This window comes from Phenylobacterium sp. (genome assembly GCF_041691455.1).
GTDB lineage: Bacteria > Pseudomonadota > Alphaproteobacteria > Caulobacterales > Caulobacteraceae > Phenylobacterium.
Window position 1 is genome coordinate 1 of the sequence record NZ_JBEPUO010000004.1, and the last position, 14,744, is coordinate 14,744.

A 14,744-nucleotide genomic window follows, 5' to 3' on the forward strand; every position below is an offset into this window, starting at 1 on the left:
GTGTTTTCTGTCGGGGGGGGGGGGGTTGGGGGGGGGGCGCACCTTCCCCTAAAAGGCGGGGCGGGGGCCGGGGGGGGGGCGGGGGGCGGGGCGGGCCCCCGCCCCACGTCAGTTCGCGGGCTATTTCTTCTTCGCCAGATAGGCCTTGGACTCGGCGCCGACGATGTCGACCAGGTTCCCCATGGCGAGGTTGGCGTCGATCAGGTGCAGGCCCCAGGAGGCGTTGACCTGGCCGCCGGCCACCACGTCGCCGTTGATGTCGTCGGTGCGCGGGTCCGCCGGATTGCCGGCCACATGGACCTCCAGATAGCTGAAGCCGTTCTTCTCGACGCACTGGCCGCTCAGCAGGCCGGGCACGCTGACGAAGGGCGTCTTCGGATTGGGCTTGCCCTTCACCCAGGTCACGGTCGGCGCGCTGGAACTGGCGATCTGGGCGCCGTTCGAGAGGTAGGCGTGGAACTCGCCCTTGCCGCCGGGGGCGAGGTTGGCCGGATTGGCGCAGGCCGCGATCTGGTTCTCGCCCGCCTTGCCGAACAGGCTGTTGGCCGGCGGCGGGATGGTGTCGCGGAAGCTCGCATAGGCGATCACGCAACCGGTCTGGCTGGCCGACTTGCACAGCGGGATCGACTTGAAGAGGCCGGTGTCCTTGCCCTTGTCGAGCGGCAGGCGGGTGCCCATCAGGATCGCCGAGACCACCTTGGCCTGCACCGGCTTGCCGTCGATCTCCTTGGCGATCAACTGGGTCAGCAGGCCCGAGCCCTGGGAGTGGCCGATCAGCACCACGCCGCGGCCCTTGTTCTCGTGGGCCAGGTAGTAGTTCCAGGCGTCGAGCACGTCGTCATAGGTGGTCTCGGCGCGCACCCCGGTCATGTCCATCGGCTTGCCGGTCATCCGGGCCCGAAGCGCCGTCAGGGTGAACTGGCGATAGAGCGGGGCGTAGATCCGGCACTTCGAGCCGAACCGCGCGAGCTGGGCCTTCACCACCCCCAGCTCCTCGGCGTCGGCGTGCATGTCGGAGAGCACGCCCGGATCGTTCGAGACCGTCGGATAGACGTAGAAACAGTCGATCGGCGCCTTGGGGTCGGCCTTGAACGCCTCGACGCTCTCCGAGCCGTCGGCCTTGACCACGGTGGTCGTCATGTCGATGGCGCAGGCGTCCCCCGGCTTGCCGGTCCAGCACAGCCAGGTCTCGGGCTTCGAATAGTCGTTCTTCGCCGACGCCGGGCCTTGCGCCTGCGCCCCGCCCGCCGCCATCGCCAACGCCGCGCTCACGGCGAGCGCCCTCAGCATCGTCCTGGACATGGATTCCCCCATCTTATTGTTGGTCAGCCTTGCTCGCAGGATGGAGCGCCAACCTCCTCCTGTCATCCCGGTTTCGCGAAGCGAAGACCGGGACCCATACGCGCCGATAGTCCGGCGGGGGTCGGAGAACGTCGTGTTCATGGGTCCCGGACAAGCGCCGCGCGCTTTCCGGGATGACAACGGCGGCAGGGGCGTCCTTGTGGCTAGGCCACCCGCACCCGAGCCGTGCTCTCCGGCAGGTCCTGGCCGAAGGCGCGCTGGAAGAACTCGGCCACCGTGCCGCGCTCCAGCTCGTCGCACTTGTTCAGGAAGGTCATCCGGAACGCCAGCGCGATGTCGCCGTCGAAGATCTCGGCGTTCTGGGCCCAGGTGATCACCGTCCGCGGGCTCATCACCGTGGAGATATCGCCGTTCATGAAGGCGTTGCGGGTCATGTCGGCGACCCGGACCATGGCGTTGATCGTCCGCTTGCCGTCCGTGGTCGCGTAGCTCGGCGCCTTGGCCAGCACGATCTCGGCCTCCACGTCGTGGGCCAGGTAGTTGAGCGTGGTGACGATCGACCAGCGGTCCATCTGGCCTTGGTTGATCTGCTGGGTGCCGTGATAGAGGCCCGTCGTGTCGCCGAGCCCGATGGTGTTGGTGGTGGCGAAGAGCCGGAACCAGGGGTTCGGCCGGATCACTCGGTTCTGGTCGAGCAGGGTGAGCTTGCCGGCGGCTTCCAGCACCCGCTGGATCACGAACATCACGTCCGGGCGGCCGGCGTCGTATTCGTCGAACACCAGGGCGATCGGCCGCTGGATCGCCCAGGGCAGCATGCCTTCGCGGAATTCGGTGACCTGCTTGCCGTCCTTCAGGACGATGGCGTCCTTGCCGACCAAGTCGATGCGGGAGACGTGGCTGTCGAGGTTCACCCGGATCAGCGGCCAGTGCAGCCGCGCAGCCACCTGCTCGATGTGCGTCGACTTGCCGGTGCCGTGGTAGCCCTGGACCATCACGCGGCGGTTGTGGGCGAAGCCGGCGACCAGCGCCCGCGTCGTCTCCGGGTCGAACTTATAGGCCTCGTCCAGGTCCGGCACGTGCGGGTCGCGCGTGGTGAAGGCCGGCGCCTTGGCGTCGAAATCCACGTCGAACAGCTCGCGCGTGTTGACCTCGTGGTCGGGGACCAGGGTGAGCAGCTTGTCTTCTTGGGTGTCGAAAGCAGTCATGGCGCGGATCGATTACAGGCTTGCCGGGACGGAAGCAAACAGGTGTTTCATAGGTAGTGCGCCGTCAGCGGCGCCGGGAGGCACGACCATGCTCAAGGAAGCCGACAGCGCCTATGGCGTCATCCGGGTGGCGCCGCAGCCCTCCGGCTTCGGCGCGGAGATCACCGGCGTCGATCTTTCCCGTCCGCTGCCGGCGCCGGTCCTCGACGAGGTGAAGGCCGCCTGGGCCCGCCACGGGGTGGTGGCCTTCCCCGACCAGCCGCTCAGCCTCGACGCGCTGGAGGCCTTCACCCTGGAGATGGGCGGCTTCGGCCACGACCCCTTCATCAAGCCGATGCCCGGCCGCCCCAATGTGCTGGAGCTGCGCCGCGAGCCCGACGAGAAGGCCACCAACTTCGGGGCCGGCTGGCACTCCGACTGGAGCTTCCAGGACCAGCCGCCGGCCGCCACCCTGCTGCGCTCCGAGGTGACGCCCCCGGTCGGCGGCGACACCCTCTTCTGCGACTGCGCGCGGGCCTATGCGGCGCTCTCGCCGACCATGCAGACCATGCTGGCGCCCCTGAAGGCGATCCACTCGGCGGCCCGGCCCTATGGGACGCAAGGCTCCTTCGCCAAGGAGACCGCCCAGCGCACTATGCAGATCATCACCTCCACAGAGGCCGAGAAGACCCGCACCCACCCGCTGGTCCGCACCCATCCGGTGACGGGCAGGAAGGCGCTCTTCATCAGCCCGGTCTACACGGTCGGCGTCGAGGGCCTGACCGAGCCTGAGTCCGAAGCCCTGCTCGGTTTCCTCTTCAAGCACATGGTCCAGGATCAGTTCATCTACCGCCACCAGTGGAAGGCGGGGATGCTGCTGATGTGGGACAACCGCTGCACCATGCACCTGGCCGAGGGCGGCTACGACGGCCACCTGCGCCTGATGCATCGCACAACGGTGGCGGGCGACGCGCCGGTCTAGGGCCGCCGATAGACCACGCCGCCCTTCATCACGAAGCGCACGTCCTTGAGCACGGCGATGTCCTTGGTCGGATCGCCCGCCACCGACGCCAGGTCGGCGAGGTAACCGGCCTTTATCTGCCCGAGGCTCGCCTCGCGGCCGAGGATCTTCGCGTTGGTCGCGGTGGCGGCGGTCAGCGCCTGGGCGGGCGTCATGCCGTCCTTCACCATCCAGGCGAGCTCGCGCCAGCTTTCGCCGTGCGGGAAGACGCCCACGTCGGAGCCCGCCCCGATGGTGACCCCGAGGCTCAGCGCCAGCCGGAAGGCCCGCTCGGCGGCCACCATCGCCGGGGTCGGCGGCGTCGTTCCCGGGACATAGTGCTGGAAGTAGATCGAGGTCGCCTCCGGCGCGGTCAGGGTGGGGATGTAGGCGACGCCCTTGGCCTTCATCAGCTTGAAGGTGGCTTCCGAGGCGCCGTAGCCGTGCTCGATGGTGTCGACGCCGGCGGTCACCGCGTTGTGGATGCCCTCGTCGCTCGCCGCGTGGACCGCCACCGGCCGCCCGGAGGCGTGGGCGACCTGCACGGCGGCCTCCATTTCCTTCTCGGTAAGCGTCGGCCGCGTCGAGCCGTCGGGACCGGTGCGGTAGTCGGCGTAGAGCTTGATCCAGTCGGCGCCCATGGCCGCCTGTTCGCGCACGGCGGCCACCATCTGCGCCTCGCCGCTCACCTCCTGCGCGCCTTGCGGCAGGTCGAGGTCGGCGCGGAAACCCTTCTTCGGCCCGTAGGAGCCGGTGGCCACGATCGCCCGGGTCGCCACGAAGAGGCGGGGGCCCGCCACGATCCCCTCGTCGATCGCCCGCTTCAACTGCACGTCGGCGTCGCCGGCCCCCTCGGTCCCCAGGTCCCGCTCGGTGGTGAAGCCGCTCATCAGGGTGCGGGTGGCGTCGCGCCCGGCGCGCAGCACGCGATAGGTCGGCGCCTCCTTCAGCACCTGGTCGTCCCAGAGCACCTCGTTGTAGGCGTGTAGCAGCAGGTGCGAGTGGAGCTCGATCAGTCCAGGGATCAGGGTCTGGCCGGGGAGCGCGATGACCTGGGCTCCCGCGCCGGCCCGCACCGCGTCCTTCGGGCCGACGCCGACGATCCGGTCCCCCTCGACCGCCACCACCCAGCCGGCGTGCGGCGCGCCGTCGCCCGCGCTCCACACCGCGGCCGGCTCCAGCAGATAGCGCGCCGGCTCCGCGGTCCGCGCCGCGCCCGCTAGGGCCAGCGCCACGATCGTTCCCAATAAGGCCGTTTTCAACGCAATTGACTCCTGAACAGGGAGTGATAGGTAACAATAAGGAACCCGGAGTCCCGACTCCCCATGTCGGAAGAAGTCTACACCGTCGAGCAGTTCGCCGAACGGCTGAAGCTGCACCCCAAGACCGTGCTGCGGTTCATCCGCGACGGCCGCCTTCGCGCGGTCAAGGTCGGCAAGTCCTATCGGATCCTGCGCACCGAAATGGAGGCCATGACCGGGGCCAGGCCCCGCGAACGGCCGAGCGCGGCGCGGGTCACCAGCATCGTCGACCTGCCCGACGTCGACCCGGAGCTGGCGCAGCGCTTCGCCAAGACCCTGCCCAGCGCGCGGATGGGCCAGGAGGCGCATCCCGACCCGATGTCGATCGACGTCGCCTACGACACCGCGCGCCGCCACCTGAAGGTGGTCATCGTCGGCTCGCCCGCTGACACCGCGGCCATGCTGAAGATGGTCCAGGTGCTGTCGGAGGCCTGACCATGGCGCTCCGCGAACTCGCCGGCCAGCCGGTGCATGTCTGTCCGGAGGCCGGGCCGTCGCTGGCCGAGGACCGCAACCTCTCCGACCTGATCGGCGAGCTCTTCGGCTCCGGCGCCCGGATTGTCGCGATCCCGCTCGGGCGGCTCGGCCCCGACTTCCTGCGGCTCGGCTCCGGCGTGGCGGGCCAGGTGCTGCAGAAGCTGGTCAACTACCGCTTCCAGGTGGCGATCCTCGGCGACGTCTCCGCCGCCGAAGCCGCCAGCGCCCCGCTCCGCGACTTCATCCGCGAGTCGAACCGCGGCGCGACGGTGTGGTTCGTCGCCGACCTCGCCGCGCTGGAGGCGAAGCTCGGCGCCTAGGGCAGGGCGTAGGCCACCACCGCGTCGCCCTGGCGCTCCTCGTCGACCTTGGCCGAGCCGCCGGCGGCGATGACCACATACTGCTTGCCGCCGACCTCGTAGGTCATCGGCGTGGCATGGGCGCTGGCCGGCAGTTCGGCGCTCCAGAGCTCCTTGCCGGTCTCGGCGGAGAAGGCGCGCAGGGTGCGGTCCATGGTGCCGCCCTGGAAGATCAGCCCGCCCGCCGTGACGATCGGCCCACCCAGCACGATCGAGCCCTTGGCGATGTGGCCGACGCCCGGCGCCAGCTCCTCCAGCGAACCCAGCGGCGTGCGCCAGACCACCTTGCCCGCGTCCAGGTCCACCGCCACCAGCTCGCCGAACGGCGGCTTGATGCAGGGCAGGCCGGACGGCGCGCGCAGGAACTCGCGGCTCATGGCGTAGGGCGTGCCCATCTGCATGGTCGTCTCGGCGCGCAGGTCGCCCTTGTCGCCCTTCACGAACTTGATCGCCGGGATCATCCGCACCTTGGCCGGCAGGTTGCTGACCGAGACGATCAGCCGCCCGTGGCCGGCGTCCCAGGCGAAGCCGCTCCAGTTGATGCCGCCGACATTGCCGGGGATCGCCAGGATGCCGGCCTCGCTGGGCGGCGAGAACATCGCCGCGCCGCTGAACCCGTTGATCTGGTCGGCGCACCACTTGCGGTCGGCGTCGGTGATCGCCCAGACGTCGGCGGCGCTGAGCGACTGCGGGACCAGGGGCGGCGTGGCCGTCGGAATCGGCTGGGTGGGCGAGCTCTTCTCGCCGTAGAGCGTGCTCTGCGGGACGGGGCGCTCCTCGACTGGCAGCACCGGCTTGCCGGTCGCCGGGTCGAGCACGAAGATCATGCCCGTCTTGTTCCCGGCGATCACCGCCGGCGTCATCTTGCCCTTCAGCTTCACATTGGTCGCGAGCGGGGCCGCGGCGGTGTCGTAGTCCCACAGGTCGTGGTGCACGAGCTGGAAGCCCCAGGAGAGCCTGCCGGTCCGCGCGTCCAGGGCGACGACCGAATTGGCCCAGCGGTTGTCGCCGGGGCGAAGGCCACCCCAGTAGTCGGGGCTGGCGCTGCCGGTCGGCACGTAGACCAGATGCCGCTTGGGATCGGCGCTCAGCACCGACCAGGCGTTGCCGGCGCCGGTGTTCCAGGCCTTGTCAGCCACGTCCTTGGGTTTGCTGAGCGGCGCCCAGCTCCAGATCAGCTTGCCGCTTCGGGCGTCGAAGCCGCGCACGCTGCCATCCGGCATGTCGGCCCGCGCATTGTCGTCGATCGCCGAGCCCACCACGACGACGCCGTCCACCACGATCGGCGGCGAGGTCATGTGGTACTGGCCGGGCGTGTAGCGGGCGACGTCGCGCAGGCTGACCTCGCCGCCTTCGCCGAAGCCGGCGCAGGGCTGGCCGCTCGCGGCGTCCACCGAGACCAGCCGCGCATCCAGCGTCGCCTCATAGAGCCTGAGTGCGCAGGGGCCTTTCCCGGCCTTCGGATCGCGCCAGGCGGCGAGACCGCGATTGATCAGGCCGTCGCCATAGGGCTGGGCCCGGTCGAGCTTGGGATCGTAGGCCCAGAGTTCCTTCCCCGTGGCCGGATCGAGGGCGATCATCCGGTTGAACGGCGTGGTCAGGTAGAGCCGGCCGTCGAGCATCAGGGGCGTCGTCTCGAAGCCGCTGCGCGGCCCGCCGCCCTTGACCTTGCCGGTGGAGATGTCGCCGGTGTGGAAGGTCCAGGCGGGCTTGAGGCTCGCCACATTGGCCGGCGTCACCTGGGTGAGCGGCGAGAACCGCGTCCCCTGCAGGTCGCGGCCATAGGCGCCCCACTCGTCGGCGCGGGCCGCTCCAGCCACCAGCGCCGTGGCCGCCGCCGCGCACATCATCGCTCGCATCGAAACTTGCATCGCCTGCTCCTCAACCCGTCCCATCGGGTTGGCCGGACCATCACCTTGCGTCGGCGGTTCGCCAGCCGCCAGTGACGAACGGCGTCGCCGCCGGTGCGTCCGGGGCCGGGTCCGGGACAAGCGGCGGGCGGCCAGGGACGAGCGGAAGCGCCGGGGTTGACGCGAGCGCGCCCAGACCGTTTCTCGCAGGCCGGCAGGTTCCGGAGGGTCCCCATGGAAAAACGCAGCGTCGGTCCGTTCGAGGTCGCGGCCATCGGCCTGGGATGCATGGGGCTCTCCCACGGCTACGGCCCGGCGACCCCGCGCGACCAGGCGGAACGGGTGCTGCTGGGCGCGCTCGACGCCGGCTACACCTTCTTCGACACCGCCGCGGTCTATGGCCTGGGCCACAACGAGACCCTGGTCGGCGAGGTGCTGGGGCCGCATCGCGACAAGATCACGCTGGCGTCGAAGTGCGGCATCACCGTCGGTGACGAACGCCGGATCGACGGCAGCCCGGCCAATATCAAGGACACCTGCGAGCGCAGCCTCAAGCGCCTGAAGACCGAGGTCATCGACCTCTACTACCTGCACCGCTGGGACAAGCGAGTGCCCATCGAGGACAGCGTCGGGGCGCTCGCCGACCTGAAGGCGCAGGGCAAGATCCGCGAGATCGGCCTGTCGGAGGTCTCCGCGCCGACCCTTCGCCGCGCCCACGCCACCCACCCGATCGCCGCCCTGCAGACCGAGTATTCGCCCTGGACCCGCAACCCGGAGATCGCCGTCCTCGACGCCTGCCGCGAGCTCGGCGTGACCTTCGTGGCCTTCTCGCCGGTCGGCCGCGGCTTCCTGGCCGGCGGCGCCCGCGACCCGGCCAAGTTCCAGGCCGGCGACATGCGGATCGGCATGCCCCGCTTCCAGGGCGAGGCCTTCGAGGCCAACCTGCGCCTGCTGGCCGAATTCGAGGCCCTGGCGCGCGAGGCCGGCTGCACGCCCGCCCAGCTCTGCCTCGCCTGGCTGCTGAAGAAGGACCCGGCCATCGTCCCGATCCCCGGCACCACGCGGCCCAAGCACATGCGCGAAAACGCCGGCGCGGCCCTGGTCACCCTCTCCGACGAGGCCGTCCGCAAGGTCGACGACCTGGTCAACGAGCGCACCGTCACCGGCTCGCGCTATTCGCCGCCCATGCAGTCGGTGGTCGACACCGAGCGGACTCCGGCGGAGGCTGAGGCCTAGGAAGGGCGCCCCGATGGATTGGAACTATCTGCTGCTGTCGCCGCAGGGCCGGATCGGCCGCCAGTCGTTCTGGATCGGCTTCGCGGTGGTGATGGGCCTCAGCATCCTGTGCAATCTCGTGCCGATCGTCGGCCAGATCGCCGGCCTGCTGCTGTTCTGGCCGCAGGCCTGCATCCACAGCAAACGGCTGCACGACATGGGCCACTCGGCCTGGCTGATGCTCGTTCCGTTCGGGGTGGCGCTGGCGATCGGCGCCATCGCGGCGGTGACCGGCAGCATCTCGATCCTGGGCGCGATGACCGGCCACGTCGGCACGGCGGCGGCCGGCGGGGCGATGACCATCCTGGCCATGGGCTGCGCCTTCCTGGTCGGGCTGGCGTTCCTGCTCTGGGTCGGCCTGACCCCCGGCCAGCCCGGCCCCAACCGCTTCGGTGAAGACCGGCTCAGCCCCGCCTAGGGCGCGGGCTCCCGTTTCCGGCTAGGCCCGCTACCCCTTGTCCGACATAGGCGGCGCCGAGCGTCTCGCGCGTGAACGTCCGATCGCAAATCAGCCATCGATCGGCCGGATCTCGATCTCGCTGGGGCCGGGCATGGGATTGGGGCAGCGCTTCACCCAGGCGACCGCCTCGTCCATGTCCTTGACGGTCCAGAACCAGAAGCCGGCCACCAGCGCCCCGGTATCGCCGAAAGGCCCGTCGATCACCGTGCGGCTGGAGCCATCGAACCCCACGCGCTTGCCCTTCGAGGAGGGCGTGAGGCCGTCGCAGTCGCCCTGCTTCATGATGCCGGCCTTGACCAGCTCGTCGTTGAACTCACCCATTTCCTTCAGCATCTGGTCCATCTGGGCCTTGGGGATAGAGTTCTTCTCGCTGTCCTCGGTAGCCTTCACCAGCACCATCACGCGCATCGTCTGTCTCCTTGCAGTGGCCGCCCCATCGGCCTGGGTTGGAACGACGAAGGGCGCCGCCCAGTGCCGACAGGGTCCCGCAATTTTTTATCGGAGGTGAGATTGGGGTCGCGCCGTGCAGGCCACCGAGGTCCGCCTTCCATTCACGGTAGACCGGCGGCGGGCGGCCTAGACCATCCCGGCCTTGCGCAGCGACTGGTAGGCCTTGATCACCCGCTGCAGGCGGTGCTCGCCGGCCCGGTCGCCGCCGTTGGCGTCGGGGTGCAGGCGGCGGACGAGTTCGGTGTAGCGGGCGCGGATCCTGGGGCCGTCGGCGTGGCTGTCGAGATCGAGGTCGGCCAGCGCATTGCGCTCGATCTTGCCCATGGCGCGTTCTTCGGGCTCGGCGGTGGGCCGTCCGCCGTTCTTGCCGAACAGGTTGAAGGGGTCGCGGTAGCCCTCGCCCTTGCGGAACTTGTTGGAGAAGGCCGCGGCCTCGCGCGACATGCGGCCGGCCTTCATCTCCCAGGTGGGACGCCCGCCGGTGAACAGCTCGTCTTGCTGGCGGCGGCGGATCTCGCCCTCGCTCATGCCGGCGAAGAAGTTCCAGTTGCGATTGTACTCGGCCGCGTGCGGCTGACAGAACCAGTAGTGCTCGTTCAGCATGTCGCGGGATTTCGGGGCCCGGGCGGTCGCGGCCTTGGCGCAGCCGGGGTGGTCGCAGGCCCGCTCGCCGGGCTTCAGCGCATTGACGTCCTCGGCGCGCGCGTCGTCCTCCGGCGTCGGCGGGCGCACGCGGATGTCGACGAACCGGGGCTTGTATTGAAACGCGGCGGGCATGAGCCAAGTATGGGGCCGAGATAATCCCTTTCAAGAATTGAAGATGCCGACGATGGGCGCCATATTTGATGCCATCCAACAGAAACTCACTTCCGCCTTCCAGCCGCTGCGCCTGGAGATCGAGGACGACTCGGCCCGCCACCATGGGCACGCCGGCGCGCGGCCCGGCGGGGAGAGCCACTTCAACGTCCTGATCGAGTCTGCGGCCTTCGCGGGCGCGCCGAAGGTGGCGCGGCAGCGGATGGTCTACCGGGCGCTCGCCGAGGAACTGGCCGGTCCGCTGCACGCGCTTTCGCTCAAGGCGCTGGCGCCCGGCGAAAGCTAGCGCCTAGACTAAACATACGTTTGAAGAACCGTTTCCCCAGCTGGGCGTACGGCCAACGACGGGAGTCCTCCGCTTGAAGACCACGATCACCGTCAATGGGGAGAAACGGGCGCTCGACGTCGACCCGCGCACCACCCTGCTCGATGCGCTGCGCGAGACCCTGCATCTCACCGGAACCAAGAAGGGCTGCGACCACGGCCAGTGCGGGGCCTGCACGGTGCTGGTGAACGGGACGCGGATCAATTCGTGCCTGTCGCTGGCGGTGATGCACGACGGCGACGCGGTGACCACCATCGAGGGCGTCGGCACGGTCGAGAAGCTGGCGCCCATCCAGCAGGCCTTCCTGACCGAAGACGCCTTCCAGTGCGGCTACTGCACCCCCGGCCAGATCTGCTCGGCGCTCGGCATGCTGGCCGAGGTGGCGGAGAACTGGCCGAGCCAGGAGACCGCCGACCTGACCGGGCCGATCCGGCTCACCGACGACGAACTGCGCGAGCGGATGAGCGGCAACATCTGCCGCTGTTCGGCCTATCCGCAGATCGTGGCGGCGATCCGTTCCATCGCCGGGCAGCCGGCATGAGGCCCTTCACCTATGAGCGCGCCGCCGACGCGGCCTCCGCCGTGAAGTCCGCCGCTGAAACCCCGGGGTCCAAGTTCATCGCCGGCGGCACCAATCTGCTCGACCTGATGAAGCTGGAGATCGAGCACCCGGCCCACCTGATCGACGTCGGCCGCCTGCCGTTGGCGGCCATCGAGGACACGCCGGAAGGCGGCCTGCGCATCGGGGCCATGGCCACCAACAGCCATGTCGCCGCCGACGGCCGCGTCCGCGCGCGCTATCCGGTGCTGACCCAGGCCATCGTCGCGGGCGGCTCGGGCCAGCTGCGCAACAAGGCCACGACGGGGGGCAACCTCCTGCAGCGCACCCGCTGCGCCTATTTCTACGACACCACCAAGCCCTGCAACAAGCGCGCGCCCGGCTCCGGCTGCGGGGCGCTGGAGGGCTTGAACCGCAACTCCGCGATCTTCGGCGCCAGCCACGCCTGCATCGCCACCCATCCGTCGGACATGGCCGTGGCCCTGGCCGCCTTGGGGGCCACGGTGGAAACGCTGTCGCCGTCCGGCCAGGCGCGGGCCTTCCCGGTGATCGAGCTGCACCGGCTGCCCGGCGAGACGCCGGACCTCGAGACCCACCTGATCCCCGGCGAGCTGATCACCGCCGTCGTCCTGCCGCCGCCGCCGAAGGGCGGGCAGGTTTACCGCAAGGCCCGCGACCGGGCCTCCTACGCCGCGGGCCTGGCCAGCGTCGCGGTGGCCGGCGGGAACCTCGCCTTCGGCGCCGTGGCTCACAAGCCGTGGCGGGCCGCCGAGGCCGAGGCGGCGCTGGCCTCCGGCGCCTCACCTGCCGAGGCCGCCGAGGCGGAACTGGCCCAGGCCAGCAACAACGGCCGCAACGGCTTCAAGATCGACCTCATGCGGCGCCTGGTCCCGGTGGCCATCGCCGAGGCGCGCGAGCAGGGGAGAGGCGCATGAGTTCCGTCATCGACTGGGAAGCCACCAGCAATCCGGTCAAGGAGAACCGCGCCGGCAACATCGGCAAGGCGGTGGACCGCTACGAGGGGCCGCTGAAGGTCACCGGCACGGCGCCCTACGCCTATGAGATCGAGCCGCCCTCGCCGCCGGCCTACGGCGTCATGCTCTCCGCGCCGATCGCCAAGGGCCGGATCACCGCCATCGACACCGCCGCCGCCGAGGCCTCGCCCGGCGTTCAACTGGTCTGGACCTACAGGAACGCCCCGGCCCAGGGCCCGCGCCCCGAGCGGTACGACTTCTTCACCCCCTCGCCGCGGCCGGCGCTGGAGTCGGATCTCGTCCACTTCTTCGGCCAGCAGGTGGCCATCGTCGTCGCCGACACCCTGGAGAACGCCACCGCCGCCGCGGCCCTGGTCAACCTCAGCTTCGAGGACGACGCCAAGTCGGTGATCTTCCACGACCATTATGACGAGGGCGTGCAGCCGCCGGGCGAGTCCGACACCGAGATCGGCGACTTCGCGGCCGCCTTCGCCGCCGCGCCGGTGAAGATCGACGAGGTCTGGCGCACCCCGCTGCAGAACCACTGCCAGATGGAGCCCTGCGCCACCACCGCCTGGTGGGACGGCGACCACCTGACGGTCCACACCTCGGTCCAGATGGTGCGGTTCGCCCAGAACTCGCTCGCCGAAACCCTGATGCTGCCGCACAAGAACGTGCGCCTCCTGACCCGCTACGTCGGCGGCGGCTTCGGCGGCAAGGGCTCGTTCTACGAGGACCTGGTGCTGGCCTCGCTCGCCTCGCGCGAGCTCGGTCGGCCGGTGAAGGTCGCCTTCTCCCGCCAGCAGATGATGCACGGCACGGTGCATAGGCCGGCGACCGAACTGCACGTGCGCCTGGGCGCGACGCCCGACGGCCACCTCACCGCCATGTCGCTGATGACCACCACCCACTGCGACCGGCGCGGCAACTTCACCGAGCACGCCTCGAACTTCGCCCGCAACCTCTACGCCGCGCCCAACCGGCTGACCGGCCACCGGCTGGTGCGCCTCGACCTGCCCGTGGCCAGCGCCATGCGCGCGCCGGGCGAGGCCTCCGGCACGCTCAGCCTCGAAGTCGCCATGGACGAGCTCGCCGAGAAGCTCGGCATGGATCCCGTCGAGCTGCGCATCCTCAACGAGCCGGAGACGGACCCGGAGACCGGCAAGCCGTTCTCCATCCGCCAGCTGGTCCGCTGCATGCGCGAGGGCGCCCAGATGTTCGGCTGGACGAACCGCAATCCGACCCCCGGCCAGGTGCGCGACGGCCGCTGGCGGGTCGGCCTGGGCATGGCCGCGGCCATCCGCGGCAACTTCCTCCTGCCCGCCAAGGCCAGCTTCACGGTCGACGCCGAGGGCGTGATCACCGTCAAGCAGGGGATGACCGACATCGGCACCGGCACCTATACGGTGCTGGCCCAGATCGCCGCCGAGACCCTCGGCGTGCCGCTGGGCGACGTACGCGTCGAGATCGGCGATTCGGAGCTGCCGCCGGCCCCCGGCTCCGGCGGCCAGTTCGGCGCGGCCACCGCGGGCTCCGCGGCCCTCGACGCCGGCATGAACCTCAGGACGGCGATCGCCGAGATCGCCGTGGCCGACCCGGCCTCGCCGCTGTTCGGCGGGCCCTCGCAGGATATCACCTTCCAGGACGGGGTCATCGCCATCGCCAACCGCTCCGAGCGGCTCTGCGACCTCATCCGCCGCAACCGGCCCGAGGGGCTGACCGCCGAGGGCGAGGTCCGCCCCGCCGCCGACGCCGCCAAGTGGAGCTCACATACCTACGGGGCCCATTTCGTGGAGGTCGCGGTCGACACGGTGACCGGCGAGGCGCGCACGCGCCGTATGCTGGGGGTCTTCGCCGCCGGCCGGATCCTCAACCGGAAGACCGCGCGCAGCCAGCTGACCGGCGGGATGATCTGGGGCGTCGGCTCGGCGCTCACCGAAGGCAATTCGGTCGATCCGCGCTATGGCTCACTGATCAACCAGGACCTCGCGGGCTACCTGGTGCCGGTGCAGGCCGACATCGGCGAGGTCGAGGCGATCATGCTGGATGAGGTCGACGACAAGGCCAATCCGATGGGCATCAAGGGGGTCGGCGAGCTCGGAATCTCCGGCGCCGGGGCGGCGGTGGCCAACGCCATCTACAATGCCTGCGGCGTGCGCGTCCGAGACTATCCGATCACACCGGACAAGCTTCTGGCGGCCATGGCCGCCAAGGGTCTCTAGGGTTCGGCGAGGCGCTGCGCATGCCGCGTCCGGTCAGGCTCGTGCAGAATTGCAGAACGGCTATGTGACTTTGGTCACTGGCGGCGTGTCGGATCGGCCCTATCTCCCGCGTCTTGAATGCAGAGCATCGAGACTTCGAGAGAGACGGGACAATGAAACTGATATTGCCGCTGATGACCTTGGCCGGGGC

Annotated in this window: 15 protein-coding genes; 9 read left to right on the plus strand and 6 right to left on the minus strand. The window is 69.9% G+C overall.

Features of this window, described 5'->3' with window-relative positions; genetic code table 11:
• Positions 1 to 120: 120 nt before the first annotated feature.
• A complete protein-coding gene (locus tag ACESMY_RS08135; protein WP_372784065.1) occupies positions 121 to 1,302 on the minus strand; it encodes a DUF3089 domain-containing protein in 1,182 nt (393 codons plus the stop codon).
• A 203-nt stretch (positions 1,303 to 1,505) separates the two neighbouring features.
• Positions 1,506 to 2,507: a cobaltochelatase subunit CobS gene (gene cobS, locus ACESMY_RS08140; RefSeq protein ID WP_372784066.1), complete on the minus strand. Its 1,002-nt coding sequence runs from the start codon at positions 2,505 to 2,507 to the stop codon at positions 1,506 to 1,508.
• Between the two features lie 88 nt (positions 2,508 to 2,595).
• Between cobS and ACESMY_RS08145 the strand changes: the two genes are divergently transcribed.
• Complete coding sequence (locus ACESMY_RS08145; RefSeq protein WP_372784067.1) at positions 2,596 to 3,468, plus strand: TauD/TfdA dioxygenase family protein; 873 nt, start codon at positions 2,596 to 2,598, stop codon at positions 3,466 to 3,468.
• On the opposite strand, the gene ACESMY_RS08150 is transcribed toward ACESMY_RS08145, so the two are convergent.
• Positions 3,465 to 4,721, minus strand: a complete 1,257-nt coding sequence (locus tag ACESMY_RS08150) for an amidohydrolase family protein (RefSeq protein ID WP_372784068.1) — start codon at positions 4,719 to 4,721, stop codon at positions 3,465 to 3,467. The two genes, ACESMY_RS08145 and ACESMY_RS08150, sit on opposite strands and share 4 nt — an antisense overlap.
• A 90-nt stretch (positions 4,722 to 4,811) precedes the next feature.
• On the opposite strand from ACESMY_RS08150, the gene ACESMY_RS08155 reads away from it, so the two are divergent.
• Both ACESMY_RS08155 and ACESMY_RS08160 read left to right on the plus strand, forming a co-directional pair.
• Positions 4,812 to 5,222, plus strand: coding sequence for a helix-turn-helix domain-containing protein (locus tag ACESMY_RS08155; RefSeq protein WP_372784069.1), 411 nt, complete (start codon positions 4,812 to 4,814; stop codon positions 5,220 to 5,222).
• Between the two features lie 2 nt (positions 5,223 to 5,224).
• Positions 5,225 to 5,584 (plus strand): DUF4180 domain-containing protein, encoded by a 360-nt coding sequence (locus tag ACESMY_RS08160; protein ID WP_372784070.1) that lies wholly within the window; start codon positions 5,225 to 5,227, stop codon positions 5,582 to 5,584.
• On the opposite strand, the gene ACESMY_RS08165 is transcribed toward ACESMY_RS08160, so the two are convergent.
• Complete coding sequence (locus ACESMY_RS08165) at positions 5,581 to 7,494, minus strand: pyrroloquinoline quinone-dependent dehydrogenase (RefSeq protein WP_372784071.1); 1,914 nt, start codon at positions 7,492 to 7,494, stop codon at positions 5,581 to 5,583. The two genes, ACESMY_RS08160 and ACESMY_RS08165, sit on opposite strands and share 4 nt — an antisense overlap.
• A gap of 213 nt (positions 7,495 to 7,707) precedes the next feature.
• Here ACESMY_RS08165 and ACESMY_RS08170 point away from each other — a divergent pair, with 213 nt between their 5' ends.
• Together ACESMY_RS08170 and ACESMY_RS08175 are read left to right on the plus strand one after the other, a co-directional pair.
• Complete coding sequence (locus tag ACESMY_RS08170) at positions 7,708 to 8,709, plus strand: aldo/keto reductase (RefSeq protein ID WP_372784072.1); 1,002 nt, start codon at positions 7,708 to 7,710, stop codon at positions 8,707 to 8,709.
• Positions 8,710 to 8,722: 13 nt separating this feature from the next.
• Positions 8,723 to 9,166 (plus strand): DUF805 domain-containing protein, encoded by a 444-nt coding sequence (locus ACESMY_RS08175; protein WP_372784073.1) that lies wholly within the window; start codon positions 8,723 to 8,725, stop codon positions 9,164 to 9,166.
• A 90-nt stretch (positions 9,167 to 9,256) separates the two neighbouring features.
• Here ACESMY_RS08175 and ACESMY_RS08180 read toward each other — a convergent pair whose 3' ends face one another.
• The gene (locus ACESMY_RS08180; protein ID WP_372784074.1) at positions 9,257 to 9,616 is read right to left on the minus strand and encodes a YciI family protein; all 360 of its coding nucleotides are present in this window, start codon (positions 9,614 to 9,616) and stop codon (positions 9,257 to 9,259) included.
• 168 nt (positions 9,617 to 9,784) lie between these two features.
• A complete protein-coding gene (locus ACESMY_RS08185) occupies positions 9,785 to 10,435 on the minus strand; it encodes a J domain-containing protein (protein WP_372784075.1) in 651 nt (216 codons plus the stop codon).
• Positions 10,436 to 10,487: 52 nt separating this feature from the next.
• Between ACESMY_RS08185 and ACESMY_RS08190 the strand changes: the two genes are divergently transcribed.
• The 4 genes from ACESMY_RS08190 (at position 10,488) to ACESMY_RS08205 (ending at position 14,554) form a co-directional block, all read left to right on the plus strand.
• On the plus strand, positions 10,488 to 10,760 hold the full coding sequence (locus tag ACESMY_RS08190) for a BolA family protein (RefSeq protein ID WP_372784076.1): 273 nt from the start codon (positions 10,488 to 10,490) through the stop codon (positions 10,758 to 10,760).
• Positions 10,761 to 10,833: 73 nt separating this feature from the next.
• Positions 10,834 to 11,340, plus strand: a complete 507-nt coding sequence (locus ACESMY_RS08195) for a 2Fe-2S iron-sulfur cluster-binding protein (RefSeq protein WP_372784077.1) — start codon at positions 10,834 to 10,836, stop codon at positions 11,338 to 11,340.
• Positions 11,337 to 12,293, plus strand: a complete 957-nt coding sequence (locus ACESMY_RS08200) for a xanthine dehydrogenase family protein subunit M (protein WP_372784078.1) — start codon at positions 11,337 to 11,339, stop codon at positions 12,291 to 12,293. The genes ACESMY_RS08195 and ACESMY_RS08200 overlap by 4 nt, the downstream gene beginning before the upstream one ends.
• Positions 12,290 to 14,554: a molybdopterin cofactor-binding domain-containing protein gene (locus tag ACESMY_RS08205; protein ID WP_372784079.1), complete on the plus strand. Its 2,265-nt coding sequence runs from the start codon at positions 12,290 to 12,292 to the stop codon at positions 14,552 to 14,554. The genes ACESMY_RS08200 and ACESMY_RS08205 overlap by 4 nt, the downstream gene beginning before the upstream one ends.
• The last annotated feature ends 190 nt before the right edge of the window (positions 14,555 to 14,744 follow it).

Bases quoted from the DNA above. Each gene is read 5' to 3' on its own strand.
- ACESMY_RS08135 (WP_372784065.1), bottom strand. From the start codon at position 1,302: ATGTCCAGGACGATGCTGAGGGCGCTCGCCGTGAGCGCGGCGTTGGCG.
- cobS (WP_372784066.1), bottom strand. From the start codon at position 2,507: ATGACTGCTTTCGACACCCAAGAAGACAAGCTGCTCACCCTGGTCCCC.
- ACESMY_RS08145 (WP_372784067.1), top strand. From the start codon at position 2,596: ATGCTCAAGGAAGCCGACAGCGCCTATGGCGTCATCCGGGTGGCGCCG.
- ACESMY_RS08155 (WP_372784069.1), top strand. From the start codon at position 4,812: ATGTCGGAAGAAGTCTACACCGTCGAGCAGTTCGCCGAACGGCTGAAG.
- ACESMY_RS08160 (WP_372784070.1), top strand. From the start codon at position 5,225: ATGGCGCTCCGCGAACTCGCCGGCCAGCCGGTGCATGTCTGTCCGGAG.
- ACESMY_RS08165 (WP_372784071.1), bottom strand. From the start codon at position 7,494: ATGCAAGTTTCGATGCGAGCGATGATGTGCGCGGCGGCGGCCACGGCG.
- ACESMY_RS08170 (WP_372784072.1), top strand. From the start codon at position 7,708: ATGGAAAAACGCAGCGTCGGTCCGTTCGAGGTCGCGGCCATCGGCCTG.
- ACESMY_RS08175 (WP_372784073.1), top strand. From the start codon at position 8,723: ATGGATTGGAACTATCTGCTGCTGTCGCCGCAGGGCCGGATCGGCCGC.
- ACESMY_RS08180 (WP_372784074.1), bottom strand. From the start codon at position 9,616: ATGCGCGTGATGGTGCTGGTGAAGGCTACCGAGGACAGCGAGAAGAAC.
- ACESMY_RS08185 (WP_372784075.1), bottom strand. From the start codon at position 10,435: ATGCCCGCCGCGTTTCAATACAAGCCCCGGTTCGTCGACATCCGCGTG.
- ACESMY_RS08190 (WP_372784076.1), top strand. From the start codon at position 10,488: ATGGGCGCCATATTTGATGCCATCCAACAGAAACTCACTTCCGCCTTC.
- ACESMY_RS08200 (WP_372784078.1), top strand. From the start codon at position 11,337: ATGAGGCCCTTCACCTATGAGCGCGCCGCCGACGCGGCCTCCGCCGTG.
- ACESMY_RS08205 (WP_372784079.1), top strand. From the start codon at position 12,290: ATGAGTTCCGTCATCGACTGGGAAGCCACCAGCAATCCGGTCAAGGAG.